Source organism: Tersicoccus solisilvae, from assembly GCF_014643255.1.
GTDB classification, from domain to species: Bacteria; Actinomycetota; Actinomycetes; order Actinomycetales; family Micrococcaceae; genus Tersicoccus; species Tersicoccus solisilvae.
On record NZ_BMJI01000001.1, the window covers coordinates 549,047 to 575,729 of the forward strand.

21 protein-coding genes are annotated in these 26,683 nt (G+C 70.1%); 11 read left to right on the forward strand and 10 right to left on the reverse strand.

Annotated features, from left to right (window positions below; all coding sequences use genetic code 11):
* Positions 1 to 20 precede the first annotated feature (20 nt).
* The 3 genes from IEX22_RS02665 to IEX22_RS02675 all read left to right on the forward strand — a co-directional run bounded on the left by IEX22_RS02665 (position 21) and on the right by IEX22_RS02675 (position 7,267).
* Positions 21 to 1,682, forward strand: a complete 1,662-nt coding sequence (locus tag IEX22_RS02665; RefSeq protein WP_188665912.1) for an L-lactate permease — start codon at positions 21 to 23, stop codon at positions 1,680 to 1,682.
* 74 nt (positions 1,683 to 1,756) lie between these two features.
* Positions 1,757 to 5,209, forward strand: coding sequence for a pyruvate carboxylase (locus IEX22_RS02670; RefSeq protein ID WP_188665913.1), 3,453 nt, complete (start codon positions 1,757 to 1,759; stop codon positions 5,207 to 5,209).
* 18 nt (positions 5,210 to 5,227) lie between these two features.
* Entirely contained in the window at positions 5,228 to 7,267 is a 2,040-nt protein-coding gene (locus IEX22_RS02675; RefSeq protein ID WP_188665914.1) for an FUSC family protein, read from the forward strand.
* 1,105 nt (positions 7,268 to 8,372) lie between these two features.
* Here the strand turns inward: IEX22_RS02675 and IEX22_RS02680 are convergent.
* From IEX22_RS02680 to IEX22_RS02695, 4 genes are all read right to left on the reverse strand, one after another.
* Positions 8,373 to 8,771: a GNAT family N-acetyltransferase gene (locus IEX22_RS02680; protein ID WP_188665915.1), complete on the reverse strand. Its 399-nt coding sequence runs from the start codon at positions 8,769 to 8,771 to the stop codon at positions 8,373 to 8,375.
* A gap of 83 nt (positions 8,772 to 8,854) precedes the next feature.
* The gene (locus IEX22_RS02685) at positions 8,855 to 9,826 is read right to left on the reverse strand and encodes an NAD-dependent epimerase/dehydratase family protein (RefSeq protein ID WP_188665916.1); all 972 of its coding nucleotides are present in this window, start codon (positions 9,824 to 9,826) and stop codon (positions 8,855 to 8,857) included.
* A 53-nt stretch (positions 9,827 to 9,879) separates the two neighbouring features.
* Positions 9,880 to 10,359, reverse strand: coding sequence for a hypothetical protein (locus IEX22_RS02690; protein WP_188665917.1), 480 nt, complete (start codon positions 10,357 to 10,359; stop codon positions 9,880 to 9,882).
* Between the two features lie 74 nt (positions 10,360 to 10,433).
* Complete coding sequence (locus tag IEX22_RS02695; RefSeq protein ID WP_188665919.1) at positions 10,434 to 10,847, reverse strand: PaaI family thioesterase; 414 nt, start codon at positions 10,845 to 10,847, stop codon at positions 10,434 to 10,436.
* A gap of 136 nt (positions 10,848 to 10,983) precedes the next feature.
* On the opposite strand from IEX22_RS02695, the gene paaZ reads away from it, so the two are divergent.
* Together paaZ and IEX22_RS02705 are read left to right on the forward strand one after the other, a co-directional pair.
* Positions 10,984 to 13,053, forward strand: coding sequence for a phenylacetic acid degradation bifunctional protein PaaZ (gene paaZ / locus IEX22_RS02700; protein WP_188665920.1), 2,070 nt, complete (start codon positions 10,984 to 10,986; stop codon positions 13,051 to 13,053).
* An 82-nt stretch (positions 13,054 to 13,135) separates the two neighbouring features.
* On the forward strand, positions 13,136 to 13,630 hold the full coding sequence (locus tag IEX22_RS02705) for a GNAT family N-acetyltransferase (protein WP_188665922.1): 495 nt from the start codon (positions 13,136 to 13,138) through the stop codon (positions 13,628 to 13,630).
* A 200-nt stretch (positions 13,631 to 13,830) separates the two neighbouring features.
* Here the strand turns inward: IEX22_RS02705 and IEX22_RS02710 are convergent, their stop codons facing one another.
* Positions 13,831 to 14,631 carry a FadR/GntR family transcriptional regulator gene (locus IEX22_RS02710; protein ID WP_188665923.1) on the reverse strand — a complete coding sequence of 267 codons (801 nt, stop codon included), beginning with the start codon at positions 14,629 to 14,631 and terminating at the stop codon, positions 13,831 to 13,833.
* 112 nt (positions 14,632 to 14,743) lie between these two features.
* Here IEX22_RS02710 and IEX22_RS02715 point away from each other — a divergent pair, with 112 nt between their 5' ends.
* Together IEX22_RS02715 and IEX22_RS02720 are read left to right on the forward strand one after the other, a co-directional pair.
* The gene (locus IEX22_RS02715; RefSeq protein ID WP_188665924.1) at positions 14,744 to 16,228 is read left to right on the forward strand and encodes an amidase; all 1,485 of its coding nucleotides are present in this window, start codon (positions 14,744 to 14,746) and stop codon (positions 16,226 to 16,228) included.
* 3 nt (positions 16,229 to 16,231) lie between these two features.
* Complete coding sequence (locus tag IEX22_RS02720) at positions 16,232 to 16,966, forward strand: 5-oxoprolinase subunit PxpA (protein WP_188665925.1); 735 nt, start codon at positions 16,232 to 16,234, stop codon at positions 16,964 to 16,966.
* Between the two features lie 21 nt (positions 16,967 to 16,987).
* On the opposite strand, the gene IEX22_RS02725 is transcribed toward IEX22_RS02720, so the two are convergent.
* From IEX22_RS02725 to IEX22_RS02740, 4 genes are all read right to left on the reverse strand, one after another.
* Positions 16,988 to 17,395, reverse strand: a complete 408-nt coding sequence (locus tag IEX22_RS02725; RefSeq protein WP_188665926.1) for a VOC family protein — start codon at positions 17,393 to 17,395, stop codon at positions 16,988 to 16,990.
* Positions 17,396 to 17,460: 65 nt separating this feature from the next.
* Entirely contained in the window at positions 17,461 to 18,165 is a 705-nt protein-coding gene (locus tag IEX22_RS02730) for a TetR/AcrR family transcriptional regulator (protein ID WP_188665927.1), read from the reverse strand.
* A 23-nt stretch (positions 18,166 to 18,188) separates the two neighbouring features.
* Positions 18,189 to 19,517: a phenylacetate--CoA ligase PaaK gene (gene paaK / locus IEX22_RS02735; protein ID WP_188665928.1), complete on the reverse strand. Its 1,329-nt coding sequence runs from the start codon at positions 19,515 to 19,517 to the stop codon at positions 18,189 to 18,191.
* Between the two features lie 50 nt (positions 19,518 to 19,567).
* Positions 19,568 to 20,029: a hotdog fold thioesterase gene (locus tag IEX22_RS02740; protein ID WP_188665929.1), complete on the reverse strand. Its 462-nt coding sequence runs from the start codon at positions 20,027 to 20,029 to the stop codon at positions 19,568 to 19,570.
* Between the two features lie 151 nt (positions 20,030 to 20,180).
* Between IEX22_RS02740 and IEX22_RS02745 the strand changes: the two genes are divergently transcribed.
* From IEX22_RS02745 to IEX22_RS02760, 4 genes are all read left to right on the forward strand, one after another.
* The gene (locus IEX22_RS02745; RefSeq protein WP_229659707.1) at positions 20,181 to 20,915 is read left to right on the forward strand and encodes a TetR/AcrR family transcriptional regulator; all 735 of its coding nucleotides are present in this window, start codon (positions 20,181 to 20,183) and stop codon (positions 20,913 to 20,915) included.
* Between the two features lie 69 nt (positions 20,916 to 20,984).
* The gene (locus IEX22_RS02750; protein WP_188665930.1) at positions 20,985 to 23,147 is read left to right on the forward strand and encodes a PTS mannitol transporter subunit IICBA; all 2,163 of its coding nucleotides are present in this window, start codon (positions 20,985 to 20,987) and stop codon (positions 23,145 to 23,147) included.
* The gene (locus tag IEX22_RS02755) at positions 23,144 to 24,283 is read left to right on the forward strand and encodes a mannitol-1-phosphate 5-dehydrogenase (protein ID WP_188665932.1); all 1,140 of its coding nucleotides are present in this window, start codon (positions 23,144 to 23,146) and stop codon (positions 24,281 to 24,283) included. Before IEX22_RS02750 ends, IEX22_RS02755 begins: the two co-directional genes overlap by 4 nt.
* 52 nt (positions 24,284 to 24,335) lie before the next feature.
* Positions 24,336 to 24,605 (forward strand): HPr family phosphocarrier protein, encoded by a 270-nt coding sequence (locus IEX22_RS02760; RefSeq protein ID WP_076700857.1) that lies wholly within the window; start codon positions 24,336 to 24,338, stop codon positions 24,603 to 24,605.
* A 202-nt stretch (positions 24,606 to 24,807) separates the two neighbouring features.
* Here the strand turns inward: IEX22_RS02760 and ptsP are convergent, their stop codons facing one another.
* Positions 24,808 to 26,547, reverse strand: a complete 1,740-nt coding sequence (gene ptsP, locus IEX22_RS02765; RefSeq protein ID WP_188665934.1) for a phosphoenolpyruvate--protein phosphotransferase — start codon at positions 26,545 to 26,547, stop codon at positions 24,808 to 24,810.
* Positions 26,548 to 26,683 lie beyond the last annotated feature (136 nt).

Genomic DNA, 26,683 nt, shown 5'->3' on the forward strand with positions numbered 1-26,683 from the left:
CCTGGCAGAAAGGTACATCCATGTTCACTCCCGTGACCGACCCGGTCGCGAACAGCGTGCCGCTGTCCGCGCTGATCGCGTTGATCCCCCTGGTTGTGTTCTTCATCCTGCTCGCCGTGGTGAAGGTCCGGGCGCACGTCGCCGGGCTCGCGGCCCTGGTGACCGCTTTGATCGTGGCGGTCGCGGCGTTCGGGATGCCGGTCGACCTGGCGCTGCTGGCCGGCACGGAAGGTGCGGTGTTCGGTGCTCACCCGGTGCTGTGGATCGTGATCATGGCGATCTGGCTGTACCAGGTCACGGTGCTCTCCGGCCGGTTCGATGACCTGCGGCGGGTCTTCGACATGATCGGCGGCGGCGACGTGCGGGTGCAGGCCATCCTCATCGCCTTCTGCTTCGGCGGCATGCTGGAGGCCCTCGCCGGCTTCGGCGCCCCGGTCGCCATCACGGCCACGATGCTGGTCGCCCTCGGGATCTCCCCACTGAAGGCAGCCTGCGCCGTGCTGTTGGCCAACACCGCCCCGGTCGCCTTCGGTGCGGTCGCCATCCCGATCACGACCGCGGGCAGCCTCACCGGATTGGACCCCGCCCACATCGGCGCCGTCGTCGGCCGGCAGGCGCCCCTGCTGGCGGTCATCGTCCCGCTGATCCTGCTCTTCATCCTCGATGGCCGCCGCGGCGTGAAGGACGCCTGGCCGATCGCATTGGGCACCGGCGTCGCGTTCGGCGTGGCGCAGTTCCTGTGCTCGAACTTCTTCTCGTACGAGCTGACCGACATCGTCGCCTCCCTCGTCGGGCTCGCCGCCGCCGTCCTGATCCTGCGTGTCTACACCCCACGCGGCCGCGACCAGGCGCGTGAACGGCTCGGCATCGCCACCGTCAAGACGGGCGAGTCGCTCTCCTCAGGCCGCATCGTCATGGCCCTGTTCCCGTACCTGCTCGTCATCGTGATCTTCGGGATCGCCAAGCTGTGGAAGCTCGGCGTGAACATCCCGGCCGCCCTGGCGGCGACGGACGTGAAGATCCCGTGGCCCGGCCTGTCCGAGCGCCTCGTCGACGCCGCCGGCAAGCCGCTCAGCTCCACCACCTACACCTTCACCTGGCTCTCGAGCCCCGGCACGTTGCTGCTGATCACGGGTCTGATCGTCGCCCTGGTGTACTCCCTGAACGACGACGGCGGGCGCTTTCGGCTGCCTTTCGGCACCGCGATCCGCGAGATCGGGGTCACGGTTTACCGGATGCGGTGGGCCGCGGCGACCATCCTCCTCGTGCTCGCCCTGGCCTACGTGATGAACCTGTCCGGCCAGACGGTCACCATCGGCGTGTGGCTGGCGGGGACGGGCGGCTTCTTCGCCTTCCTCTCACCCATCCTCGGCTGGCTGGGCACCGCGGTCACGGGGTCGGACACCTCCGCGAACGCCCTGTTCGCCAAGCTGCAGCAGACCGCCGGCGTGAACGCCGGCATCGACCCGAACCTGCTGGTGGCGGCCAACACCACCGGCGGTGTCGTCGGCAAGCTGATCAGCCCGCAGAACCTGGCCATCGCCGCCACGTCGGTGCAGCTGGACGGGCAGGAGGGCACCATCTTGCGCAAGGTGGTCGGGTGGTCCGCCGGGCTGCTGCTCGTGCTGTGTGTCCTGGTCTTCCTGCAGTCCACGCCGGTCCTGGGTTGGATGCTTCCCTGACCTGCTCCACTGCACCTCCTCGCTCCATCCACGACTCAGCGCCGGCACCGGGCCAGGCGCGGAATTGAGGCAGCATGTTCTCCAAGATCCTGGTCGCCAACCGCGGTGAGATCGCCATCCGCGCGTTCCGTGCGGCTTACGAGCTCGGCATCAAGACCGTGGCGGTCTTTCCGTACGAGGACCGCAACTCCATCCATCGGCAGAAGGCCGACGAGGCCTATCAGATCGGGGAGGAGGGCCACCCCGTTCGGGCCTACCTCGACGTCGATGAGATCATCCGCGTGGCACGGGAATCCGAGGCGGACGCCATCTACCCCGGCTACGGTTTCCTCTCCGAGAACCCCGATCTGGCGCGTGCCGCCGAAGCTGCCGGTATCACCTTCATCGGACCGCGGGCGGACATCCTCGAACTGGCGGGAAACAAGGTCGCCGCCCTCCAGGCCGCGAAACGGGCCGGCATTCCCACCCTGGAGTCTTCCGCGCCGTCCGCGGACCCTGCGGCCCTGCTCGAGGAGGCCGACCGGATCGGCTTCCCGATCTTCGTCAAGGCCGTCGCCGGCGGCGGCGGTCGCGGCATGCGCCGGGTCGAGACGCCGGCGGAACTGCCGGACGCACTGGCCGCGGCCATGCGAGAGGCGGACACCGCGTTCGGGGATCCCACCGTCTTCCTCGAACAAGCAGTGTTGCGACCCCGGCACATCGAGGTGCAGATCCTCGCCGACACCCACGGCGAGACCGTCCACCTGTTCGAGCGGGACTGCTCCGTGCAGCGGCGTCATCAGAAGGTCATCGAGATCGCCCCCGCCCCGAACCTGGACGAGGACATCCGCCAGGCGCTGCATCGGGACGCGGTGAAATTCGCCCGGGAACTGGGCTACGTCAACGCCGGCACGGTCGAGTTCCTCGTCGACACCGCCGGCGACCGGGCCGGCGAACACGTCTTCATCGAGATGAACCCCCGCATCCAGGTCGAGCACACCGTGACCGAAGAGATCACCGACGTCGACCTGGTCCAATCCCAGCTGCGGATCGCGGCCGGGGAATCCCTCGCCGACCTGGGCATCAGCCAGGACGGCCTGACCGTACGCGGAACCGCGCTGCAGTGCCGGATCACCACCGAGGACCCCGCCAACGGGTTCCGCCCCGACGTCGGCAGGATCACCGGCTACCGGTCCGCAGGCGGCGCCGGCATCCGTCTGGACAGCGGCACCGTCTACTCCGGGGCGGAGATCTCCCCGCACTTCGACTCCATGCTGGTCAAACTCATCTGCCGGGGCCGGGACCACAGCATGGCCGTCCACCGGGCGCAGCGGGCTCTGGCCGAATTCCGCATCCGCGGGGTCGCCACCAACATTCAGTTCCTCCAGGCCGTGCTGGCCGATCCCGAGTTCCTGGCCGGGAACGTGGCCACCGACTTCATCGAACGCCGGCCCGAGCTGCTCCAGGCGCGCGTGTCGGCCGACCGAGCAACCAAAGCCCTCACCTGGCTGGCCGAGACCACGGTCAACCGGCCCAACGGCCCCCGGATCGAGGGCATCGACCCGCGCGAGAAGCTCCCGCACCACCCTGGCGACAAGCGAGACGAGCCCCTCCGGTCCCCGTTCGACGGACCGTCCACGCACACCCCGCCGGCGGGCTGGCGGCAGAAGCTGACCGAGCTGGGCCCCGAGGGCTTCGCCCGGGCCCTGCGGGACCAGGTGCCGGTCGCCGTCACGTCCACCACCTTCCGGGACGCGCACCAGTCACTGCTCGCGACCCGGGTCCGCACGCGCGACCTGCTCGCCGCCGCTCCGGCCTACGCGCATACCCTGCCCCAGCTGCTCTCCGTCGAGGCCTGGGGTGGAGCCACCTACGACGTGGCGCTCCGGTTCCTCGGCGAAGACCCGTGGGAACGACTGAGGCTGCTGCGCGAAGCGATGCCCAACATTCCCCTCCAGATGTTGCTGCGCGGCCGCAACACCGTCGGCTACACCCCGTACCCCACCGAGGTCACCGACGCGTTCGTCGCCGAAGCGGCCGCGACCGGCGTGGACATCTTCCGCATCTTCGACGCCCTGAACGACGTCGACCAGATGCGCCCGGCGATCGACGCGGTCCGGGCCACCGGGACCGCGGTCGCCGAAGTGGCCCTGTGCTACACCGGGGACCTGCTCAACCCGGGCGAGCAGACCTACACGTTGGGCTACTACCTCGATCTCGCCGACCGGTGCGTCGCCGCGGGCGCGCACATCCTGGCGATCAAAGACATGGCGGGGCTGCTGCGACCCCAAGCCGCCGCCCGGCTCGTCACCGCCCTGCGGGACCGGTTCGATCTGCCGGTCCACCTGCACACCCACGACACAGCCGGTGGACAACTGGCCACCCTGATGGCCGCGATCGACGCCGGCGTCGACGCCGTCGACGTCGCCGACGCCTCCATGGCCGGGACCACCTCCCAGGTCCCCGCCTCCGCGCTCGTGGCCGCCCTGGAACACACCGAACGCGACACGGGTATCCCGCTGGACGCCGCCGCAGCCCTGGAGCCGTACTGGGAGACCGTGCGGAAGATCTACGCCCCATTCGAATCCGGGCTGACCGCCCCTACCGGCCGGGTGTATCGACACGAGATCCCCGGTGGGCAGCTCTCCAACCTGCGCCAACAGGCCATCGCCCTGGGCCTGGGGGAGAAGTTCGAGGCCATCGAGGACATGTACACGGCCGCGAACACCATCCTCGGCGGACTGGTCAAGGTCACCCCCTCCTCCAAGGTCGTCGGAGACCTGGCCCTGCAGCTGGTGGGGATGGGGGTGGACCCCGCGGAATTCGAAGCCAACCCCCAGAACTTCGACATCCCCGACTCGGTCACCAACTTCCTGGCCGGGGAACTGGGCACCCCGCCCGCGGGGTGGCCCGAGCCGTTCCGCACCAAGGCCCTCCAGGGCCGAACGGTGAAGGTCGGCGTCACCGACCTGAATCCGGAAGACGCCGACGCGCTGCACGGTGACTCGGCCACCCGCCGCGCCGCACTGAACCGGTTGCTCTTCCCCGGACCCACCCGCGACTTCGACGCCAGCCAGGAAGCCTACGGGGACGTCTCGGTCCTGCACACCCGCGACTTCCTGTACGGGCTGACCGCCGACCACGAGCACGTCATCTCCCTGGGCAAAGGCGTGCGGCTCCTGGTCACCTTGCAAGCCATCTCGGAGCCCGACGACAAAGGCATGCGGACCGTGATGGTCACCCTCAACGGTCAACCCCGGACGATCGAGGTGCGAGACACCTCCATCACATCCTCTACGCCGGAGGCCGAAAGGGCCGATCCCACCAATCCCGGCCACGTCGCCGCTCCCTTCGCCGGGGCCGTCACCATCACAGCAACCGTCGGCGACACCATCGCCGCCGGTGGCCAGGTCGCAACCATCGAGGCAATGAAAATGGAAGCTTCCATCACCACGCCCACCGGTGGAATCGTCAAACGCATCACCATCGACGGAGTTGCGCAGGTCAGCGGAGGGGACCTGCTGGTCGAACTGGAACCCGCACCATGAGGGAACAAGGCTCGACCCGTGGCCTACGCGGACGCTCTACAAGCGAACGGCCCATCTGCCGGCGACATGCCTCCATGCAACAGCGAACCCCATAATCGAGAGATGCCCGCACCAGACGGTCCTCGTGGGACGAGCCGCCTCATGGGTCCGGTGTGGCTGCGGCACCTGCTGCGCCCACACCCCGCGCCCATCCCGTGGGAGCGGGCGATCCGCACCGGGCTCGCGGTGGCCGCCCCCGTCGGCGTCGGAATGGCGACCGGCGAGCTCGGGCCGGGTGTGATCGCATCGCTGGGCGCGTTGGCCGCGTCCCTGGGCGACCGGGGAGGCCCGTTCCGTCAACGATCGATCCGGGTCGCGACGGTCGCGGCCGCCGGTGCGACGGGAATCACGCTGGGCAGCGCCGCCTTCGGACACAGCGTGCTGGCCATCCTCGTGGTGGTGGGCGTTGCCTTCGTCTCCGGACTGGTGAGCGTGCTGGGCAACGTCGCGTCGTTCGCCTCGCTGCAGCTGCTGGTCTACGCCGTCGTCGGCGCCGGACTCAGCTTCGGGGTCGGCCCGCTCTGGCACGTGCCGGCGTTCTACCTCACCGGGGCGGGGTGGGAACTGGCAATCTCCCTGCTGCTCTCCCTGTCCACCGGCAAAGGCCGCGTGAGCGCGCCGGAGCGGGCCGCGGTCGCGAAGGTGTACACCATGCTGGGCCACCTACTGGCGGGCATCGGCACCTCCTCCACCGGCACCGCAGGTGCTGACGCGCGCCGCCAGCAACTGACCGCCGCGCTCAACGAGGCCTACGACGCGGTGATCGCGGCGAGGTCACGCGCGGGCGGCCGCGGCACCCGGTTCCGTCAGCTGCTTGCATTGCTCAACGAGGCGACGCCCCTGGTGGAGGCCGCGCACGTCCTCGTGCGCCACGACCGGCGCGTTCCGCCGCAGGTGATCCAGGCAGTCCAGGGCACCGCGATCGCGATCCGGCGACGAGCGGCACCGCCGGAGCCGCCTGTTGTCGGGGCCGATTCGCCGGGTCTGGCGCACCTGGTCGCGGGCATGGAGTCGGTACGGGCGTTGCTGGCCGGGACCGGGCCGGGCGACGTGTCCCATCTTGTCCTCAAGGCCACCCTGCGGCAACGGCTGGCAGCGACGTGGGACATCCTGCTCAGTCGCCCGGCCACGATGCTGGCCACCCTGCGGCTCACGCTCTGCATGGCGGTCGCCGAGATCGTGATGCATGCACTGCCCCTGCAACGGCCCTATTGGGTGGCGCTGACCGTTGCGGTGTCGTTGAAGCCGGACATCGGCTCGGTGTTCGCTCGCGCAGTCCAGCGCGGGGTCGGCACCGCGGTCGGCGTGGTCATCGGCACCGTGCTGGTCGTCGTGATCCCGCAGGGGCCTGGCGTCCTCGTCGCGATCGCGGTGTGCGCGGCGCTCATGCCAGTCGGGGAGGCACGCAACTACGGGCTGTACACGACGTCCTTGACCCCGTTGGTAGTGCTGCTCCTGGAACTGCTGCATCGCGGTGACAACCAGCTGATCATGTTCCGCCTCATCGACACCCTGCTCGGCAGCGCCATCGTGCTGCTGGTCGGCTTCCTGCCCTGGCCGGACAGCTGGCGCTCCCGCCGCCGCATCCCCGACAGCTTCGCCGACGCGGCCGACGACGTCCTCGCCTACCTGCGCGTCGCGCTCGGACCGGACGACTCGTCCCGCCAAGGGCTGCGGCGGCACACCTACCGCCGCCTGTCCGACCTGCGCACCGTCTTCCAGCAGGCGCTGGCCGAGCCGCCACCGGCGAGTAGGTGGGCCGCCGCATGGTGGCCCGGCATCGTCGCCCTGGAACGCCTGACCGACGCTGTCACCGCGCTGGTCGTCCACGCCGAACGCGACGGCCCCAAGCCACCGGCCGACGGGGTTCGTGAGGTGCTGGTCGCGATGGATGACCTGCGCGTGGCCGCACGGCACGGGCGGATCCCCGAGGACCTGCCGCTGCCCGACGACGAAGCCCTGGCCGGCATCGTCGCCGAGCTGCGAGTGGCTCGTGCCGTTCTGTCCAGCCCTCGCTGATACGACCGACGCACCCGGTGATTCGCCGGGCGGGATCATCTAACGCAACGACGGACCAATCCGGCGCAGGTTGGTCGGTGTCCCGGCCAGAGCCTCGTCCTCAGCCCGCCGAATCACCCTGCAAACTGCCAGAGCGCTAGCCACGCAAGGCCCTCGGCGAGCTTGTTGATCGCCGTCACCGGGTCACCGAGGGGCAGCAGCCCGACCGCCCAGCTGAGACCGGAGTGAGGCGAAGACGTCTGAGTGGCTGTCGAAGGGACTCATCCGTGAAATCCGGCAGCAAGGTCGGAACGAACAGCACCGCGCCGTTCGTGACACGTCCCCGAATCCGTCGTCGGTCAAAATAGACCGTTTCTGACACCTGCTCGTTGTCGAGGCCTTAATGTGACTTGACCTGCTAGATGGCGGCGTTGTCACAGCGCTCGTGGGCGGGCGTCGCTCCGCGGGACGATGCGCGATAGTCCTTCGTCTATCGGGCGGGTGTGCCTGAACGGAGAGCCGCACCAGTCAATGTGAGACTGTTCTCGAAGTGAGTACGTCTTAACGACAGGATGAAGGGAACCGTATGGCGGAGCGGAGCGAACGATCGCAGTGTAGGCGGTGGGTTCTGATTGCATTCGCTAGGGACGCGGAGGAGCCCACCAGATGACTGTCCTCCTGCTTGTAGTTTGCGCCGTCGCTTTTCTTGCTTCCCTCTTCTTCGTTCTGAGAGCTACCAGTTCGCGAATGAGTGTGCGAGCTCGAAGGCGGACCCAGATCTCTGCTGTGCTCTGTCCTCTGATCGGCGCAGCCGCAATCGTCGCCTCTACGCAGCTGCCATGATTCGGTTGCCGGTCCCTCGGTAGGCGACCTCAGTGGCGGGTTCTCGGCCCTGGCGACGAGCGGGGGTCGTGTGCGGGGTCGGCATCCTCGCCCTCTGGGCGATCTCCTACCGCCGTGACGGAGCACGCAAACTTGATGCTGCGAAACTCCAGCCGATGAGTGGCGCGCCGGCCGCGCTCGTTCCATCTACGGACCCTCAGACGTACGCCGACGGCGAGCAAGCTACCCAACGTCCACACGTCCAGGGTGCGTGAAGGTTCTATAACGTCCGATAGACGATCCCCTATCGGGCACTATCGACTAGGGCGACATGACGTTCAGAGCGGCGACTTGACGCCCCGATGGCTCGGAACAACGCGGTCCCAACCCCATCGCCTCGCACGGATGGAGCGAGGCGAACCGCCTCGATATGCAGCCGCTTTGCGCCGCCCCGTGCCAACCCAGGGATGAGGGTGAGTTGGGTAGTGCCGACAACGTGACCGTCGGAGTCTTTGACGACCAGCAGAAGTTGGTGTTCGTCAGCCGTGATCTCGTTGAACGCCGAGAGGTAGCAAGCCAGAGGTGCGTCCTCTCGCTTCGAACCGAGCGGGTCGTCAGTCAGGAGCGTGACGATCGCAGGTACATCTGCTTCGACAGCGCGAGCGATCCTGAAACGAGTGCCAGGAAGGCTGATCGAGTCCATGGGGCCAGTCTGCCGGGCGAGGTTGGCTCTCGAAGTAATCGCGACCCGCGATGTCCGCCAGTCGATCCCCTATCGGGCACCACTCACACCACCAGCGGCTGCGTGACCTCGATCTGCCCGTGCTCGATCAGCCAGCGCACCGCCGCCAGCGTCGTCTCGCCGACCGTGTACCGCGGCGCGTAGCCGAGCAGCCGCCGGGCCTTCTCGATGGAGAAGACGTGACTGCGGACGAGGTGCTCCCAGCTGGTCCGCCCGTCCTGTTCGGACAGGCCGGCGCGGAACTCGTCCCAGCCGACGGACTCGAGCCGGGCCTGCTGGCCGAACCAGGACGCGGCCGCCTCGGCGTAGCCGCGCACCGAGAACGCGTCGGGCGCGACGACGGAGAAGTCCTCCCCGGCCGCCGCGTCGCGGTGGGTGACGGCGAGCTCGAACGCCTGGGCGACGTCGTCGGCGTGCACGTGGTGCATGGTCTCGGCGCCGAGGCCGGGAACGCGCAGCGGCTCGCCGGCGGACAGGGTGCGCCAGACGGCCGGGTCGAGGTTGCCGGTCGGGCCGATCGGCGCCCAGCCCGGCCCGCTGATATGCCCCGGGTGCAGCGACGTGGTGACCAGCCCGCCGGCCGCGGTCTCCTGCTTGAGCATCCGCGCGATGCGGTCCTTCTCGATGCCGTACTCGCCTAACGGCGGCGTCGCGTTCTCCTCGGTGACCGGCAGGACGTGGCTGACGCCGGCGCGCCAGATGGAGCCGCAGTGCACCAGGTGCCCGACGTTCCCGCGCAGCCGCTCGACCACCGTCGTCGCCGACTCCAGCGTGAAGCACACGAGGTCCACGACGACGTCGGCGTGCAGCCCGGCGATCCGGTCGCCGAAGGCGCCGTCCCGCTCCTCCGCCTCCCGGTCTGCGACCACCTGCTCGACGTCGCTCCACTCGGGGGCATCCGCGTAGGGCGCCCGGCTGCCCCGGCTGAGGCTGACGACGTCGTGCCCGGCACGAACGAGACGGGGGACGAGGAACGTGCCGATGTGGCCGGTCCCCCCGATGACGGCGATGCGCATGGTGCTCCTTCGACGAGAGGGGTGGGCCGGGCAGGGTGGCGCGCCGGACGACGTCAGCGTATGCGGTGGAACACCTGCGAGAGGTCGGCGCCCCACGGGCCGCCGTGCTCGGTAATCGGGCCCGTGCTGATGAGCGTGCCGTCCGCCTCGGCGCGGATGGTCACGGTCTGGGCGATCGTCGGGTCGTCGCGCGACCAGGTGACGGTGTGCTGACCGCCGACGACGACGGCGTAGATCCGCGACACCTCCCGCTCGTCGAAGTACACCATGACGAGCCGGCCGGATCCGTTGTCGCTGCCGATGATCGCCATACCGTCGGGGAAGCCGGATTCGTCGACATGGGTGCGCACGAGCAGGAAGGCCCCGCCCTCGTGCCACGTGAACGAGGTCCGGCCGCCGACCGTCCTGCCGGGTAGGGCCGGGTGCCGGCCCGTCGTCCGCCAGTCGCCCACCAGGAAGGCGAGCGACTGAAGGGCGGGATTGGGGATCCGCGCCCGCGGCCCGATGACCGGTTCCGTCGCATCTGGGTCCATCGCCGCGCCTCCGACGTCCGCGGGTGGTGACAGACGCGAGGCTACTCCGTGGCGGGGGTCCCGGTCGGGCCGGTCTACTTCTTGTCCACGATGAGGTTGGTGATCCGCAGCGTGCAGAGCCGGCGGTCCTGCTCGTCGGTGATGACGACCTCGTGACTGGTCATGGTCCGGCCCAGGGAGATCGCCGTCGCGGTGATCGTCACGGTGCCGGAGGTGGCCGAGCGGTGGTGCGTCGCGGAGACATCGACGCCGACGGCGCTGCGGCCCATCGTGCTCGCATGGATCACCGCGGCCCAGGAGCCGACCGCCTCGCCGACGGCCAGGGACGCCCCGCCGTGCAGCAGCCCGAAGGACTGGCGGTTGCCCTCGACCGGCATCGTGGCCACGACGCGTTCGGCCGACTGCTCGACGATCCGCACGCCCATCTTCTCGTCGAGCTCCCCGAGCGTGATCTGCCACGGCTCGTGTGCCTGTGCTGACTCGGTCATCGTTCCCCTTCCCGGTGTGCTCCCGCTCACCCATCCTGTACGCTGACAATACTGAACGATCGGTCGGTAACGCCATCGTGCTCACATCGAGCGCGGTCCCGGCCCGACGCGTACGGAACCGGAAGGAACGTCGACGATGACCGCACCCGCCCCCGCCATCGAGTTCGTGGCCAGCTACGTGCAGGACGCGTGGTGGTACCCCGCCGACGACGTCGCCGGCACCGAGGTGCGCGACGCCGCGACGGGGGAGCCGGTCGCCCGTGTCAGTACCGACGGCCTCGACGTCGCCGCCGCCGTCCAGCACGCCCGCACGGTCGGCCAGCGCTCGCTCGGCGAGCTCAGCCTGCACGAGCGGGCGCTGAAGCTCAAGGAACTCGCGGTGCATCTGACCGCGCACAAGGACGAGCTCTACGAGCTCTCCCACCGCACCGGCGCGACGGACAGGGACAACCTCGTCGACGTCGACGGGGGTATCGGCACGCTCTTCACCTTCTCCTCCAAGGGCCGTCGCGAGCTGCCCAACAGCCAGGTGCTGATCGACGGCGCCGTCGAGCCGCTCTCCCGCGACGGCTCCTTCATCGGCGAGCACATCTACACCCGCCTGCCCGGCGTCGCGGTGCAGATCAACGCCTTCAACTTCCCGGTCTGGGGCATGCTCGAGAAGTTCGCGCCGGCCTTCATCGCCGGCGTGCCGACGCTGGTCAAGCCGGCGACCCCCACCGGGTACGTCACCGCGGCCTGCGTGCGGCTGATGGTCGAGTCCGGGCTGCTGCCCGCCGGGTCCCTGCAGCTGATCTCCGGCTCGGCGCGGGACCTGCTGGACCACCTCGACCACCGCGACCTGGTCGCGTTCACCGGATCCGCCGGCACCGCGGCGTCGCTGAAGGCCCACCCGCAGGTCGCCGACGGCGGCGTCCGCTTCACCGCGGAGACGGATTCCCTCAACGCGGCCATCCTCGCGCCCGACGCCACCCCGGGCACGCCCGAGTTCGACGCGTTCATCCGCTCGGTCGTCACCGAGATCACCAGCAAGGCCGGCCAGAAGTGCACGGCCATCCGGCGCACCATCGTCCCGGCGGCCCTCGTGGACGACGTCGTCGAGGCGCTGCGCGGCAAGCTCGCGAAGGTCGTCATCGGCGACCCGCGGACCGAGGGCACGACGATGGGCGCGCTCGCCTCCGTCGGCCAGCGCGAGGAGGTCACCCGCTCGGTGCGTCGCCTCGAGGCCGCCGGCGGGCAGGTCCGCATCGGCGGGGCGCCCGACGGGAACGGCCCCGACGCCTTCTTCCCGCCCACCGTGCTCACCTTCGCCGACGCGGACACCGAACAGGCGCACAGCGTCGAGGCCTTCGGGCCGGTCACCTCGGTGCTCGGCTACACCGACGTCGACGACGCCGTCCGGCTCGCCGCCCTCGGTCAGGGCTCGCTCGTGGCCACCGTCTGCACCAACGAACCCGCAACCGCTACCGCGCTGATCACCGGCATCGCCGCCCACCACGGCCGCGTGCTGATCCTCAACCGCCAGGACGCGAAGACGTCCACCGGCCACGGGTCGCCGGTCCCGCACCTGATCCACGGCGGGCCCGGCCGCGCCGGTGGCGGTGAGGAACTCGGCGGCATCCGCGCCGTCAAGCACCACATGCAGCGCACCGCCGTGCAGGGCTCCCCGGACATGCTCACCGCGGTCACCGGCGTCTGGCACGCCGGCGCCGCCGTGAACTCCGTCAGCCGCGCCGACGTCGACGCCGGCACCGGCGAGCACCCGTTCCGCAAGTCCCTGGCGACCCTGCGGATCGGCGACCAGTTCGCTTCCGACCTGCGCACCGTCCACCTGCAGGACATCCTCGACTTCGCCGAGACGACGGGTGACAAGTTCTACGCCCACACGGACGAGGAGGCGGCCACCGCCAACCCGTTCTTCCCGCGCCGGGTGGCCCACGGCTACCTGCTCGTCTCCTGGGCGGCCGGCCTGTTCGTCGACGCCGCGCCCGGTCCGGTGCTCGCCAACTACGGCCTGGAGAACCTGCGGTTCATCACCCCGGTCACGTATGACGACGCCATCCGGGTGACCCTGACCTGCAAGCAGATCACCCCGCGGGTCACCGACGAATACGGCGAGGTGCGCTGGGACGCCGTCATCCACAACCAGAACGACGAGATCGTCGCCCAGTACGACGTGCTCACCCTGGTGGCCAAGGAGGGCTGAGGTCGGCAGCGGGTTCGTCACCGAACGGCGCGGAACCGGCCCGATTGGACAGCGGGTACCCCGGGCGCGGCAGACTTGTCCGGTGGATGTCACGACCGAACGCCTCACGCTGCACGCCCTGACCCGGGACGAGGCCGCCGCGCGCGCCGCGGCGGAGATCCCCGAGGCGGAGCGCTGGGGCACCGGGTACCCGGTGATGGACCAGCGCAGCGCGCTCACCTCCTTCGTGGAGATGTGGGACGAGGTCGGCGACACCCGGCCGTTCGGCGTCTACGACGTGACCGAGCGGGAGTCGGGCCGGTTCGTGGGCGGCGTCGCCTTCTTCGGCCCGCCCAGCAAGGACGGCGTCGTCGAGTTCGGCTACGGGCTGGTGCCCGGCGCTCGCGGCCGTGGCTACGCCAAGGAGGCCGTCACCGAGGCGCTGCGGATCGCGCGGGACGCCGGCGTGGCCACCGTGAAGGCCACGACGACGCCGGACAACATCGCCTCCCAGGCCGTGATGCTCCGCGCCGGCATGCGCGAGGTCCGCCGCGCGGGCCGGCTGGTGTACTTCCAGATCGACTTCGACCGGGCCTGATCCGCGTCCCGGCCCGAAGGGTGCCGGGGTCTCCCGCACTCGAGTGGACGGACGATGTCGTGCGGCACCGTCATGGAGCGCACTTTCCGTCCACTCGGCGGGATTCGGTCGTCCAGTGGACGGACGATGCGCCGATTCGGCGGTTCGACAGCGTTTTCCGTCCACTCGGCGCCACGCGCAGAGAGCGGGCGACGTGGCCGTCAGGAGGAGGGGTCGGTCTCGACCACGGCGGAGTGACCCAGCTCGGGAAGCGTCGCCACGAGGACATCGGCCGCGCTCGTGTCGTCCAGGGCCTCGCGGCGCGTCTGGTCCAGGTAGGTGACGTGGCGCTGGAACGCGGTCTGGGCACCCTGCGGATCCGAGGCCGCGATGGCCCGATAGATCGCGTCGTGCTGCTCGGTGACCAGCGTGCGGTCGAGGTACTCGACGAACACCGAGTTGGTCGCGGGCCGGGCGAGGTGCACCGACGTCATCGCCAGCTCCAGGATCTTGTTCTTCGCTGCCCTGGTGATCGCGGTGTGGAACTCGAGGTCGAGGTCGAGCCAGGCGGCCATGTCCATCGTCAGATCGCGCGACGCCTCGACCGGTCGGCGGATCGCGGCCAGGTCGGCGTCGGTGCGACGGCGTGCCGCGAGCTCGACGCAGTGCATCTCGAGCACCCAGCGCGCCTCGTCGACGTCATGGACGGAGACGTTGCCGGCGCGGTACCACAGCTGGATGGCGTCGCTGAGCTGCTCGGCCACGTGCGTCGCGTCGGGCAGCGAGACGAAGGTCCCGCCGTTGCTCCCGCGCGCCGACACGACCAGGCCGGTCGCCGACAGCAGCTTGAGGCCCTCGCGTGCGGTCGCCCGGGCGACGTCGAACGTGTCGGCGAGCTCCTGCTCGGTCGGGAGCCGTTCGCCCGGTTGCCACACGCCCTGCGAGATGGCGTTGCGCAGCTGCCGGGCGATCTGGCCCGACGCGTTCCTGCGCCCCAACTGCTCCGGCTCGAAGCTCGTCATGCGGCCTCCTCTCGGCTCCATGGAAGCACACTCTTTACAGCGGTCCGCAGTCAAGGTAAGAATTTGGATGTTGAATGTTGGACAATGGGAATTTCCCGTGAGGAACCGTGACATGACGACTCCCGATCTCGCCGGCCGGCTGACCATCGCCGACGTCCACGCCGCCCTTCGCGCGGGGGACTACACCACCGAGGACCTCGTCCGAGCCTGCCTCGAACGCATCGAACAGATCGATCGGTCGGGCCCGCAGCTGAACGCGATCATCTCGGTCTCCACCACCGCGCTCGACGAGGCGCGGCGACTCGACCGCGAACTGGCGGAGCAGGGCCGCCTCGTCGGCCCGCTGCACGGCGTGCCGGTCGTGGTCAAGGACCAGATCGAGACGAGGGACCTTCCGACGACCTTCGGCAGCGCCGCGTCGGGCGACTACCGGCCGGAACGGGACGCGACGGCGATCGCACGGCTGCGCGACGCCGGCGCGATCATCCTCGGCAAGACGACCATGCCGGACTTCGCCACCTCATGGTTCTCGACGTCCTCCCGCAGCGGCGTCACGAAGAACCCGTACGACCTCACCCGGGATCCCGGGGGCTCCTCGAGCGGGACCGCCGCGGCCGTCGCCGCCGGCCTGGCCCTCGTGGGCATCGGCGAGGACACGGGCGGATCGATCCGGCTGCCCGCCTCCTTCTGCGGACTCGTCGGCGTGCGTGTGACCCCCGGTCTGATCAGCCGGGCAGGCATGTCCTCCCTCGTCACGCCGCAGGACACGGCCGGACCGATGACCCGGTCCGTGCAGGACGCGGCGCGCCTGCTCGACGTGCTGGTCGGTTTCGACCCCGCCGACGACTACACGGCGGCCACCGTCGTCGCGGGATCCGGGCGGTCCTACGCCGATGGGCTCGAGAGCGCCTCGCTGACGGGCAAGCGGATCGGGGTCCTGCGCCAGGCGTTCCCGGACGGCACGGATCCCGATGGTGCTCGCGTCGCCGAGACGGTTCAGGCGGCGCTCGCGTCCATGCGGGACGCCGGGGCCGAGCTCGTCGACATCACCATCGACGAGCTCGACGAGCAGGTCGGCTTCACGTCCCTGTACACGACCCGGTCGCAGGCGGACATGAATGCGTTCGTCGCGGCGCGGCCCGGCCTGGGCATCGCCTCCATGCGGCAGCTCGTGGAGGACGGCCAGTATCACGAGAAGCTCGATCTCCTCGAGGCGATCGTCGCCGGCCCTGAGGATCCGCTGCAGGACGCCGAGTACGTCAGTCGTGTGCTCGCGCAAAGCGCATTCCAGCGGCAGGTCCTCGGGGTGATGGCCGAGCACCGGCTGGATGCCATCGCGTTCCCGGACGCCAAGCTCCCGGCGCCCACGCACGAGGACATCTTCGCCGACCGCTGGACCTGCCTGACCTATCCGACGAACACAGTGATCGCGTCCCAGCTCCTGTTCCCGGCGGTCACGGTGCCCGCGGGGCGCACGTCCGACGGGCTGCCGGTCGGGCTCGAGCTGATGGCCGCGCCCTACGGGGAGCACGAGCTGCTCCGGCTCGCCGCCGCGGCCGAGAACACCCTGCGCGGCTGGTCCGCGCCGGAGCTGTAACCGATGACGACCGGACCCGTCACCATCAACTCGGACCTCGGGGAGTCCATCGGCATCCATGCCTTCGGACACGACGAGGAGCTGCTCGACATCGTCGACACGGTCAACGTCGCCTGCGGCATGCACGCGGGGGACCCCGGCACGATGGAGCGGACCGTGCGGGCCGCGGTGGCCGCGGGCGTGACCATCGGCGCGCATCCGGGTCTGCCCGACATCGCCGGCTTCGGGCGCCGCACGATGGCGATCACCGCGGCGGAGGGGCGCGACCTGGTGCGCTACCAGGTGGGGGCCCTGGTGGGGTTCCTCGACCGGCACGGCGTGCCGCTGGATCACCTCAAGCCGCACGGGGCGCTCTTCGGCATGTGCGCGACCGACGAGGAGCTGATGCGGTCGATCTGCGATGTCGCACGACAGTACGACGTGCCGGTCTACGGCCTGGCCGGAACCGCTCACGAGTCGGTCTGCGCCGACGCCGGCGTGCGGTTCGTCCCGGAGCTGTACGTCGATCTCGACTACGGGCCCGACGGCATGATCGTGGTCGAGCGCACGCCCCGCCCGCGTCGCCCGGAGGACGTGCGGGAACGGGTGTTCCAGGCGGTGCGGCGGGGAACGGTCACCGCCCTGGACGGCACGGACATCCCGGTCCATCCCGCGTCGGTCTGCGTCCACTCGGACCTGCCCTCGGCCGTGCAGGTCGCCCGCGACGTGCGGATCGCGCTGGCGACGGGTGCCGAGTAGGGCGCAGCGCGGCCGCGCGCCTCAGCCCTTCCGCGGTTCCCCGGGGTAGGTGCCGAAGGTCCAGGTGTTGCCCTCCGGGTCGGAGGCGCGGAAGTCGGTGCTGCCGTAGTCCGTCCGGGTCAGCTCGGAGACGTCGATGCCGCCGGCCTCGACCGCGCGCCGGTGCAGGCCCTCGACGTCGGCGCTGACCACGTAGGCGGAGAACGTGCCCGGCTCCAGCGTGAACGGGCCCTCCGGCTTGTGGGAGCCGAGCATGATGCCGCCGCCCTCGGGCCAGTCCAGCTGCGCGTGGTCGATGGTGCCGTCGTCGTCGGGGTACGCGACGGTCTCCTCGAAGCCGAGGACGCGGACGAGGTAGTCGATCAGCCCGCGGGCGTCCTGCGCCTGCAGGGTGGGCCAGACCTGCGGGGAGGGTGCAGTGGTGTCCATGTCCCCAGTCAACGCCCCCGGTGGCCCCGTTGTCAGCGCCTCGATGCTGTCAGGGGCGGCAGCGCTCAGAGTCCGATGACGCCCCGGCGGTCGCGGTCCAGTCCGGGCCGGCGTTCGCGACCCTCGTGCAGCCCGTCGAAGAGGATGGCGACGACGTCGTCGGCCAGTTCCTGCTGGCTCAGCGCGCCGCCGGGCCGGTACCACTCGACGATCGAGTTGATCGTGCCGAACAGCAGCCGACTCGCGACCCGCGGCGCGACGTCGCTGCGCACGGATCCCTCCGTGCTGGCCTGCTCCACCAGGACGGCGATCTGCCGGTCGAAGTACCGGCGTCTTTCGAGCGCCTGCCGCTCCATCTCCGTGTTGCCGCGCAGCCGTAGCAGCAGGGTGACGAACGGCAGCTCGTCCACGAGCACGCTCACCGTGCCGCGGACGACGAACTCGAGCCGCTCGTCGGCGGTCCCGGTGGTCGCGCCGGGCTGGTGCAGCGTCGATTCCAGCCCGCCCAGCGCCCGCTCCAGCGCGAGCCGCAGCAGCTCCTCCTTGCCGGGCACGTGGTGGTAGATCGCCGACTTCGAGACCCCGAGCTCGTCCGCGAGCAGGCCCATCGACGTCGCCTCGTAGCCGTGCCGGTTGAAGACGTCGACGGCGATCCGCAGCACGGTCTGCTGGTCGTATCCCGGCCGGCCGCGCCGGGACGCGCCCCGCGCCGACGGGCGGGAGGCGGTGCGTGCCGCGGCGCGCGGCTGGGCGGGCGTGGTCTCAGGCATGGCAGTCAGTGTCGCACGGGGATTCAGGCCTGACCGGTCTCGCGAAGGTCGTAGATCCGGCGCAGTTTGCCGCTGGAGCGCTCCAGCGAGCCCGGGTCGCAGATCTCGATGGTCGCCGTCGAGCCGATGTGGATCTTCATCTGCCGGCCGAGTTCGGCCGCGGCCGTCCGCGCGTCCTCGACCGTGCAGTCGTCGCGCCGCTCGATCTTGACCGTGAGCTGATCCATCCGGTTCGGCCGGGTCAGGTGCAGCTGGAAGTGGGGGCTCAGGCCCGGGATCCGCAGCGCGATCTCCTCGATCTGACTGGGGAACATGTTGACCCCGCGCAGGATGATCATGTCGTCGCTGCGCCCGGTGATCCGGCCCATCCGCCGGTGGGACGGGCGTGCGGTGCCGGGCAGCAGCCGGGTCAGGTCCCGGGTCCGGTACCGGATGATCGGCAGGGCCTGCTTGGTCAGCGACGTGAACACCAGTTCGCCGTGCTCCCCGTCGGCGAGGACATCGTCCGTGAACGGGTCGATGATCTCCGGGCGGAAGTGGTCCTCCCAGATGTGGGCGCCGTCCTTGGTCTCGTTCGACTCGCCGGCGACGCCGGGTCCCATCACCTCGCTGAGGCCATAGATGTCGCACGCGTCGATGTCGAACCCGGCCTCGAGCTCGCGCCGCATCTCCGCCGTCCACGGCTCCGCGCCCAGCACCGCGACCTTCAGCGAGGTGCTGCGCGGATCGATGCCCTTGGTCCGCATCGCGTCCATGATGGTGAGCAGGTAGGTCGGCGTGCACAGAATGGCGCGCGGCTCGAAATCCTGGATCATCTGGATCTGCTTCTCGGTCTGCCCGCCCGACATCGGCACGACGGTGCAGCCGAGCTTCTCGGCGCCGTAATGCGCGCCGAGGCCGCCGGTGAACAGGCCGTATCCGTAGGAGTTCTGCAGGATGTCACCGGGCCGGACGCCCGAGAGGCGCAGGCAGCGGGCGACCATGGTGGCCCAGGTGTCGATGTCCTGACGCGTGTAGCCGACGACAGTGGGCCGGCCGGTGGTGCCCGACGACGCGTGCACCCGGACCACCTGGTTCATCGGCACGGCGAACATGCCGAACGGGTAGGCCTCCCGCAGGTCGGCCTTGGTGGTGTACGGAAACTTCCGCAGGTCCTCGAGCTCCTTGAGGTCGTCCGGGTGGACACCGGCCTCGTCGAACTTGCGCGTGTACAGCGGAACGTTCTCGTACGCCGAGCGCACCGTCTGCTGGAGCCGGGCCAGCTGCAGGGCCTCGAGCTCGTCGCGGCTGATGGTCTCCTCGCGGTCGAGACCCTCCGGATTGGTGGTGGTGTCAGTGGCGGTGGCCGTCACAACAGGCTCCTTCGCTTGTCGTCGATGCGCCGTCGCGCCGGGGCTGGGGCTCAGCTCCGGCGGCGGGCGGGCTGGGGGATGGTGCGGCTCCGGCCGCGGAACTCGGCGATCAGCTGGTCCTCGCCGTCGGGACCGGCGGCGGTGATCGTCACGTCGTACAGGCCGCTGCGCCCGGCGGTCGCCCGGCGAACGGCGGTGGCCGTGAGCGTCTGCCCCTGCTGGGCGGAGCGGATGAAGGTGACGTCGGCACCCGAGGCGACCGTGATGGTCTCGTCGCTGCCGGCCACGTCGTTGCAGGCCAAGGCGAACGCGGTGTCGGCGAAGGCGAAGATCATGCCGCCGTGGGCCATGCCGAAGCCGTTGAGCATCTCGCGCCGCAGGTCCATGGTGATGACGGCGCGACCGTCGGCGACCTCGACGACGTCGATGCCCATCCACTCGGAGGCGAAGTCGTCCCGAAGGATCTCGTGGTGCTCGGCCAGTTGCTCGAGTGTGGGCGTGCCCTCGGCCATGTGATCCCTCTCACCTTTAATTACCGAATGTTCATTAGGTAATCCGATCGAGGCGGCGATGTCAACCGCGTGACGACGGATGGCGGCCCGCCTGGGCGTGCTCGATGTGAGGCGGGCCATATAGCGCCGCTACAGGTGTTACTGTATCGCCGTGAGCAGCGTCGACCACAGCCTTCCCGCGCGCGAGCGCCTGATCCAGGCTGCGACGATCCTGCTCACCCGGGCGCAGGGTGGGCCCGTCTCCACCCGTCAGATCACCGATCTGGCCGGGGTGAAGGCGCCGACCCTGTACCACCACTTCGGTGACAAGGAAGGCCTGCTGGACGCCGTCGTCGCCCGGGGGTTCGAGCAGTACCTCGCCCGGGAACGCGGTCTGGGTGTCTCGGACGACCCGGTGGAGGACGTGCGCCGGTTCTGGGACGCCCACGTGCAGTTCGGACTCGAGCAACCCGACGTCTACTCGGTGATGTTCGGCAACGTCCGGCCCGAGCAGCGGCCCGCCATCGTCATCGAGACGGAGGCGGTGCTGGAGGGAATCCTGCAGAACGCCGCCCGGCTGGGTCTGCTGGTGGTACCCCCGCGGCAGGCGGCGAGGAGCATCCTCGCCGCCAATGTGGGGGTGACGCTGATGCTCATCGCCGAGCCGGCGCAGCGCCGCTCCATGGGGCTGAGCGAGCTGAGCCGGGACGGTGCCATCTCCGCCGTCCTCGCCGACGGTGTCCCGACCCGATCCGACCCCGACAACCCCGAGCAGCCGTCCTACGTGGTGGCGGCCATCGCTCTGAACGCGACCCTGCAGGCGTCGCATCCCGAGCAGCTCTCCAGCAGCGAGATGCGCCTGTTCCTCGAATGGCTGCAGCGCATCACGCACCCCACCACGACCTGAGCATCACCCGCAACCAGCAGATCGACCCGTCACCCCGCAACGCAGCGGGCAGACCGTTGAGAGGGAACCATGGCAACGACAATCGAGAGGTCGCGCGGCGTCAACGCACGCGCGCACGTCCAGCGATTCGGCACCTTCCTCTCGGGCATGATCATGCCGAACATCGGCGCTTTCATCGCCTGGGGCATCATCACCGCCCTCTTCATCGAGAAGGGCTTCACCCCGGTCCCGCAGCTCGGTGGCTTCGGCACCCACACGGTCGACGGCGCCGAGGTGCCCTGGACGGGCCTCGTGGGCCCCATGATCACCTATCTGCTGCCGCTGCTGATCGCCTACACCGGCGGCAAGATGATCTACGACGTCCGCGGTGGCGTCGTGGGCGCCATCGCCGCGATGGGCGTCATCGTCGGCACGGACATCCCGATGTTCATCGGCGCGATGATCATGGGCCCGCTGACCGCGTGGGTGATGAAGCTCGTCGATTCCATCTGGGACGGGAAGATCAAGCCGGGCTTCGAGATGCTCGTCAACAACTTCTCGGCCGGCATCCTCGGCGCGATCATGGCGTTCTTCGCGTTCTGGGTGATCGGCCCGGTGGTCGAGTTCCTCACCTCCATCGCGGCCAACGTGGTCGAGTGGCTGGTCGGCGCGCATATCCTGCCGCTGACGTCGATCCTGATCGAGCCGGCCAAGGTGCTGTTCCTGAACAACGCCGTCAACCACGGCATCCTCACCCCGCTCGGTACCGAGCAGTCCGTGCAGACCGGCAAGTCCATCCTGTTCCTGCTCGAGGCCAACCCCGGCCCGGGCTTCGGGCTGCTGCTGGCCTACATGGTGTTCGGCCGCGGTGCGGCGAAGGCTTCCGCGGGCGGCGCGGCCGTCATCCAGTTCATCGGCGGCATCCACGAGATCTACTTCCCGTACATCCTGGCCAAGCCGATCCTGATCGTCGCCACGATCTGCGGTGGTGCGACCGGCATCCTGACCAACGTCATCTTCAACTCGGGCCTGCGCTCTCCCGCGGCGCCGGGGTCGATCCTCGCGGTGCTGGCGGCGACGGCGAGTGACAGCTACATCGGTGTCATCCTCTCCGTCATCCTCGCGGCGGCCGTCTCCTTCCTGATCGCCTCGATCATCCTGCGCACCAGCAAGGACAAGGGTGAGGGAGACCTCGGCGACGCCACCGCCCGGATGGAGGCCATGAAGGGCAAGAAGAGCTCCGTCGCCTCCACGCTGACCGGCGGCGGCGTCGCGACCGCCCAGGGCACCATCAACTCCATCGTCTTCGCGTGCGACGCCGGCATGGGGTCCTCCGCGATGGGCGCCTCGGTGCTGCGCAACAAGATCAAGGCGGCGGGCTTCACCGACGTCAAGGTCACCAACGCCTCGATCGCCAACCTGACCGACACGTACGACCTGGTCGTCGTGCACCAGGACCTGGCCGTCCGGGCCGAACCGAAGACACCGTCGGCCCAGCACGTGACCGTCGACAACTTCATGGGCAGCCCGCGGTACGACGAGATCGTCGAGCTGCTGGAGCAGACCAACCGGGACGGCGGCGCCGCCACGGATACGGCCGGGACCGCCCCGGCGGGCGGCGACGTGTGGTCGGCTCCCACCGACGGGCGGACCGCCGAGCAGTCCGGGCTGGCCCCGACCGCCGGGGCCGGCACGTCCGGCGCGGGCGACACCGTCACCGGCGCCCCCGCCGCTGCGGCGGCGGGTGGCGCAGCGGGTGCCGCGGCCGGCACCTGGGTCGCTCCGGACGACGCTCCGCGCGCCGCGGCCGGCAACGACGACGGCATCCTCGCCGAGCGCAGCATCGTGCTCGACGGTTCCGCGACCAGCCAGGCCGCGGCGATCGAGGAGTCCGGCAAGCTGCTGGTCGACTCGGGCGCCGTCACCGGCGACTACGTCGCGGCCATGCACGACCGCGAGCGGTCCGTCCCGACCTACATGGGCAACTTCCTGGCCATCCCGCACGGCACCAACGAGGCCAAGGGGTTCATCCAGCGGTCGGCGATCTCCTTCGTCCGCTACCCCGAGGGCATCGACTGGAACGGCAAGCCGGTCAAGTTCGTCGTCGGCATCGCGGGCCGGAACAACGAGCACCTGAACATCCTGTCCTCGATCGCGAAGGTGTTCTCGGACAAGGAGCAGGTGGCCCGGCTGGAGCAGGCGGGGTCCGCCCGCGAGGTCCTGGACATCTTCGAGAAGGTGAACAACGCGTGAGGGCGGTCCACTTCGGCGCGGGCAACATCGGCCGCGGCTTCGTCGGGCTGCTGCTGCACAACGCCGGGTACGAGCTCGTGTTCGCCGACGTCGCGGCGCCTCTGATCGACGCGCTCGACGCCACGCCGAGCTACCGGGTGCACGAGGTCGGCGAGGAGTCCGCGACCCACACGGTCGACGGCTACTCCGCCCTCAACTCGGGCACCAACGAAGCCGGCGTCGTCGAGCAGATCGCGGGGGCGGACGTCGTCACCACCGCCGTCGGGCCGAACATCCTCAAGTTCGTGGCCCCGGTGATCGCCGCCGGCATCGCCGCCCGCAGCGCCGACGCGCCGCGGGTGGCGGTGATGGCGTGCGAGAACGCGATCAACGCGACCGACATCCTCGCCGCCGAGATCCGGAAGAACTACACCGGGGACGACCTGGATGCCCGCGCGATCTTCGCGAACACCGCGGTCGACCGGATCGTGCCCGCCCAGGATCCGGACGCCGGCCTGGACGTGACGGTGGAGACCTTCTTCGAGTGGGCCATCGACCGCACGCCGTTCGGTGGCGAGGAGCCGGAGATCCCCGGGGTCACCTGGGTCGACGACCTCGCGCCGTACATCGAGCGGAAGCTGTTCACGGTCAACACCGGGCACGCGACGAGCGCCTACTTCGGCTACGCGGCCGGGGTGCACAAGATCTCGGACGCCCTCGCCGACCCGACCATCCGGGACTCGGTGAACGCCGTGCTGCAGGAGACCAAGGCGCTGCTCGTGGCCAAGCACGGGTTCAGCGAGGACCAGCAGCAGGCCTACGTCGAGAAGATCCTGGGCCGGTTCGCCAACCCGCACCTGCCGGACACGGTGGAGCGGGTCGGGCGGGCGCCCCTGCGCAAGCTGAGCCGGCACGAGCGGTTCGTCGGGCCGGCGGCCGAGGCAGCCGAGCGCGGCCTCTCGACGGCGGCGCTGGAGGCGGCGATGGCCGCGGCCCTGCGGTTCGACGTTCCCGAGGACGCCGAGGCCGTTCAGCTGCAGCAGCTGCTCTCGTCCGCGACGGCCGAGGACGTCGTCGCGCAGGTCACCGGTCTGACGCCCGAGGACGCCCTGTACGAGCGGGTCGCCTCGCTTGTCCGGGACCGCCAGGCCCGATAGTTTCGAACCAGTCCCACCACGTACGACGTCAATTCGACCACGGAGGTAGACCATGCCCGAGCGTTCCGTCAAGATCGCCAGCTCGTCCGGACTGCACGCCCGTCCTGCCGCGATCTTCGCGCAGGCCGCCGGTGAGCAGCCGGCGGAAGTGACCATCGAGAAGGCCGGCGTCGAGGCGGTGCCTGCGGCCAGCATCCTCTCCCTGATGACCCTCGGGGCCGAGCACGGCGAGGAGGTCACGCTCCGCGCGGAGGGTGACGGTGCCGAGGAGTCGCTGGACGCGCTCGTCGCCCTGCTGAGCCGGGACCTCGACGCCGAGTAGTCCACTGCACGAACGCGCATGGCCGGTACCCCGCGGGGTGCCGGCCATGCGGCGTCTGGGGAGCTTTGCTTCGGTCCTGCCGCACCTGGTCCCGGACATCCACCAGGTTGCTCGGGCTGGAGCGCTCCAGCCCGAACAAGCCGGGTGATGCGTGGGACAGGGTGCGAGCCGGAGTCGGCAGACAGCGGGCTGCGCGGTGGTCCTACAGGCCCAGTTCCTCCAGCAGCGGGATCTCCGCCCGCACCCCGGCCTTCGCCTCGGCGGCGGACGGGGCGTCGAGCGCGATCCGGGCGATCCGGCGGGCATCCTCCTTCGTCACCGAGGCGAGGATCTCCGCGACGTTCGCCAGGCTGCGCGGCGTCATCGACAGGGTGCTCACACCGAGGCCGACGAGGACGACGGCCAGGGCCGGGTCGCCCGCGGCTTCCCCGCAGACGCCGATCGGCCGCACCGGGTCGCCCCGATGGTCGGCGTCGACGGTGGCGGGGTCCACCTCGACGTGCGAACCCGCCACGGTGGCGCCGTCGACCGACGCCTTGACGAGTGCCAGAAGCCCGGGCTGCCATGGGTCGTTCAGCTCGGCGAGCGAACCGAGCTGCCGATCGGCCGCCATCGTGTACTGGGTCAGGTCGTTGGTGCCGATGCTGGCGAAGGTGGCGTCCGTCAGCAGCCTGTCGGCGGTCAGCGCCGCGGCCGGGATCTCGATCATGATGCCGGGCCGCTTGATGCCCGCGTCGGTGCACTGCTTCGCGAAATCGGCGGACTCGGCGGCGGTGGCAATCATGGGCGCCATCACCCACACGTCGGCCTCGCTGGCGTCCGCGGCCCGCGCGATCGCCGTCAGCTGGTTGGTCAGCACGTCGGGGTAGTGCCAGGACGTGCGGTAGCCACGCACGCCCAGGGCGGGGTTCGGCTCGGTGTCGTCGGTGACGAACGGCAGAGGCTTGTCCGCGCCGGCGTCGAGCGTGCGGATGACGACCTTCTTGCCCGGGAACTCCGCGAAGACGTCCGCGTACTGCTTGACCTGCACGTCCACGGGCGGCTCGTCCGCCTGGTCGAGGAAGAGGAACTCGGTGCGGAACAGCCCGACGCCCTCGGCGTTCGCGGCCGCCGCCTTCTTCGCGTCCTTCGCATTGCCGATGTTCGCCAGCAGCGGCACGGAGAATCCGTCCGCCAGTTTCCCGACGCCGTTGAACACGCTCGGATTGGCGGCGCGCTCGGCCCAGGTGGCCGCGTACTGGCGCTCGGTGTCCCCGACCTCGAGGGTCACCGTGCCGGCGGCGCCGTCGACGAAGACCTCGGCGCCCTCGGCGATCTGGTCCGCACCATGGGCGGCGACGATGGCGGGCAGGCCCAGCTGCCGGGCGAGGATGGCCGTGTGGGACTGCGGGCCGCCCTCGCTGGTCACCAGCGCCTGCACCAGGGCCGGATCGAGGGTAGCGGTGTCCGCGGGGGCCAGGTCGACGGCCACGAGCACGAACGGGGTGGTGGAGGTCGGCACGCCCGGGGGCTGCTCGCCACGCAGCTCCGCGACGATGCGGTTGCGGACGTCGTAGATGTCGTTGGCGCGCTCGGCCATGTACCCGCCGAGACTCTTGAGCATGTCGGCGACCTTCTCGGCGGCGTCCCAGACGGCGCGCGCGGGGCTGGAGCCGGCGTCCGTGACGCGCTTGGCGGCGTCCTTCGTCAGGGCCGGGTCGGCCGCCATCATCGCCGTCGCCTCGAGCACCTTCTTCGAGTCCCCGGTCGCGGCGGCGGCGCGCTCCTGCAGCTTCGCCTTCACGACGCCGGCGGCCTCCTTGATCCGCGCGGCCTCGGCGGCGGCGTCCGCGCCGTCCGCCAGCCGCTCGCCCTCGGGCGGTGCGGACACGGGCGGTGCCATCTTCAGCACGGTCCCGACCACTCGTCCGGCACTGACTCCGACCCCGGACACCTGATTCATGAGAGTCCCTCCGCGCTGGCTGGCATGGTGCGTTCATCCTAGACGGGCGGCACGTCCGGACACACGTCGGGTCGAGGGGCTGCCGGCGCCCCGGGCGTCTTGACGGTGCCTCACGTCACGCATATCCTGAACGAAC

What these genes read in the sequence shown, in the direction of transcription:
- IEX22_RS02750 (WP_188665930.1), top strand. Translation starts at nt 20,985, where the DNA reads ATGGCAACGACAATCGAGAGGTCGCGCGGCGTCAACGCACGCGCGCAC.
- IEX22_RS02740 (WP_188665929.1), bottom strand. Translation starts at nt 20,029, where the DNA reads ATGGCCGAGGGCACGCCCACACTCGAGCAACTGGCCGAGCACCACGAG.
- IEX22_RS02725 (WP_188665926.1), bottom strand. Translation starts at nt 17,395, where the DNA reads ATGGACACCACTGCACCCTCCCCGCAGGTCTGGCCCACCCTGCAGGCG.
- IEX22_RS02730 (WP_188665927.1), bottom strand. Translation starts at nt 18,165, where the DNA reads ATGCCTGAGACCACGCCCGCCCAGCCGCGCGCCGCGGCACGCACCGCC.
- IEX22_RS02720 (WP_188665925.1), top strand. Translation starts at nt 16,232, where the DNA reads ATGACGACCGGACCCGTCACCATCAACTCGGACCTCGGGGAGTCCATC.
- IEX22_RS02710 (WP_188665923.1), bottom strand. Translation starts at nt 14,631, where the DNA reads ATGACGAGCTTCGAGCCGGAGCAGTTGGGGCGCAGGAACGCGTCGGGC.
- IEX22_RS02715 (WP_188665924.1), top strand. Translation starts at nt 14,744, where the DNA reads ATGACGACTCCCGATCTCGCCGGCCGGCTGACCATCGCCGACGTCCAC.
- IEX22_RS02665 (WP_188665912.1), top strand. Translation starts at nt 21, where the DNA reads ATGTTCACTCCCGTGACCGACCCGGTCGCGAACAGCGTGCCGCTGTCC.
- IEX22_RS02680 (WP_188665915.1), bottom strand. Translation starts at nt 8,771, where the DNA reads ATGGACTCGATCAGCCTTCCTGGCACTCGTTTCAGGATCGCTCGCGCT.
- paaZ (WP_188665920.1), top strand. Translation starts at nt 10,984, where the DNA reads ATGACCGCACCCGCCCCCGCCATCGAGTTCGTGGCCAGCTACGTGCAG.
- ptsP (WP_188665934.1), bottom strand. Translation starts at nt 26,547, where the DNA reads ATGAATCAGGTGTCCGGGGTCGGAGTCAGTGCCGGACGAGTGGTCGGG.
- IEX22_RS02695 (WP_188665919.1), bottom strand. Translation starts at nt 10,847, where the DNA reads ATGACCGAGTCAGCACAGGCACACGAGCCGTGGCAGATCACGCTCGGG.
- IEX22_RS02685 (WP_188665916.1), bottom strand. Translation starts at nt 9,826, where the DNA reads ATGCGCATCGCCGTCATCGGGGGGACCGGCCACATCGGCACGTTCCTC.
- IEX22_RS02760 (WP_076700857.1), top strand. Translation starts at nt 24,336, where the DNA reads ATGCCCGAGCGTTCCGTCAAGATCGCCAGCTCGTCCGGACTGCACGCC.
- IEX22_RS02690 (WP_188665917.1), bottom strand. Translation starts at nt 10,359, where the DNA reads ATGGACCCAGATGCGACGGAACCGGTCATCGGGCCGCGGGCGCGGATC.
- IEX22_RS02670 (WP_188665913.1), top strand. Translation starts at nt 1,757, where the DNA reads ATGTTCTCCAAGATCCTGGTCGCCAACCGCGGTGAGATCGCCATCCGC.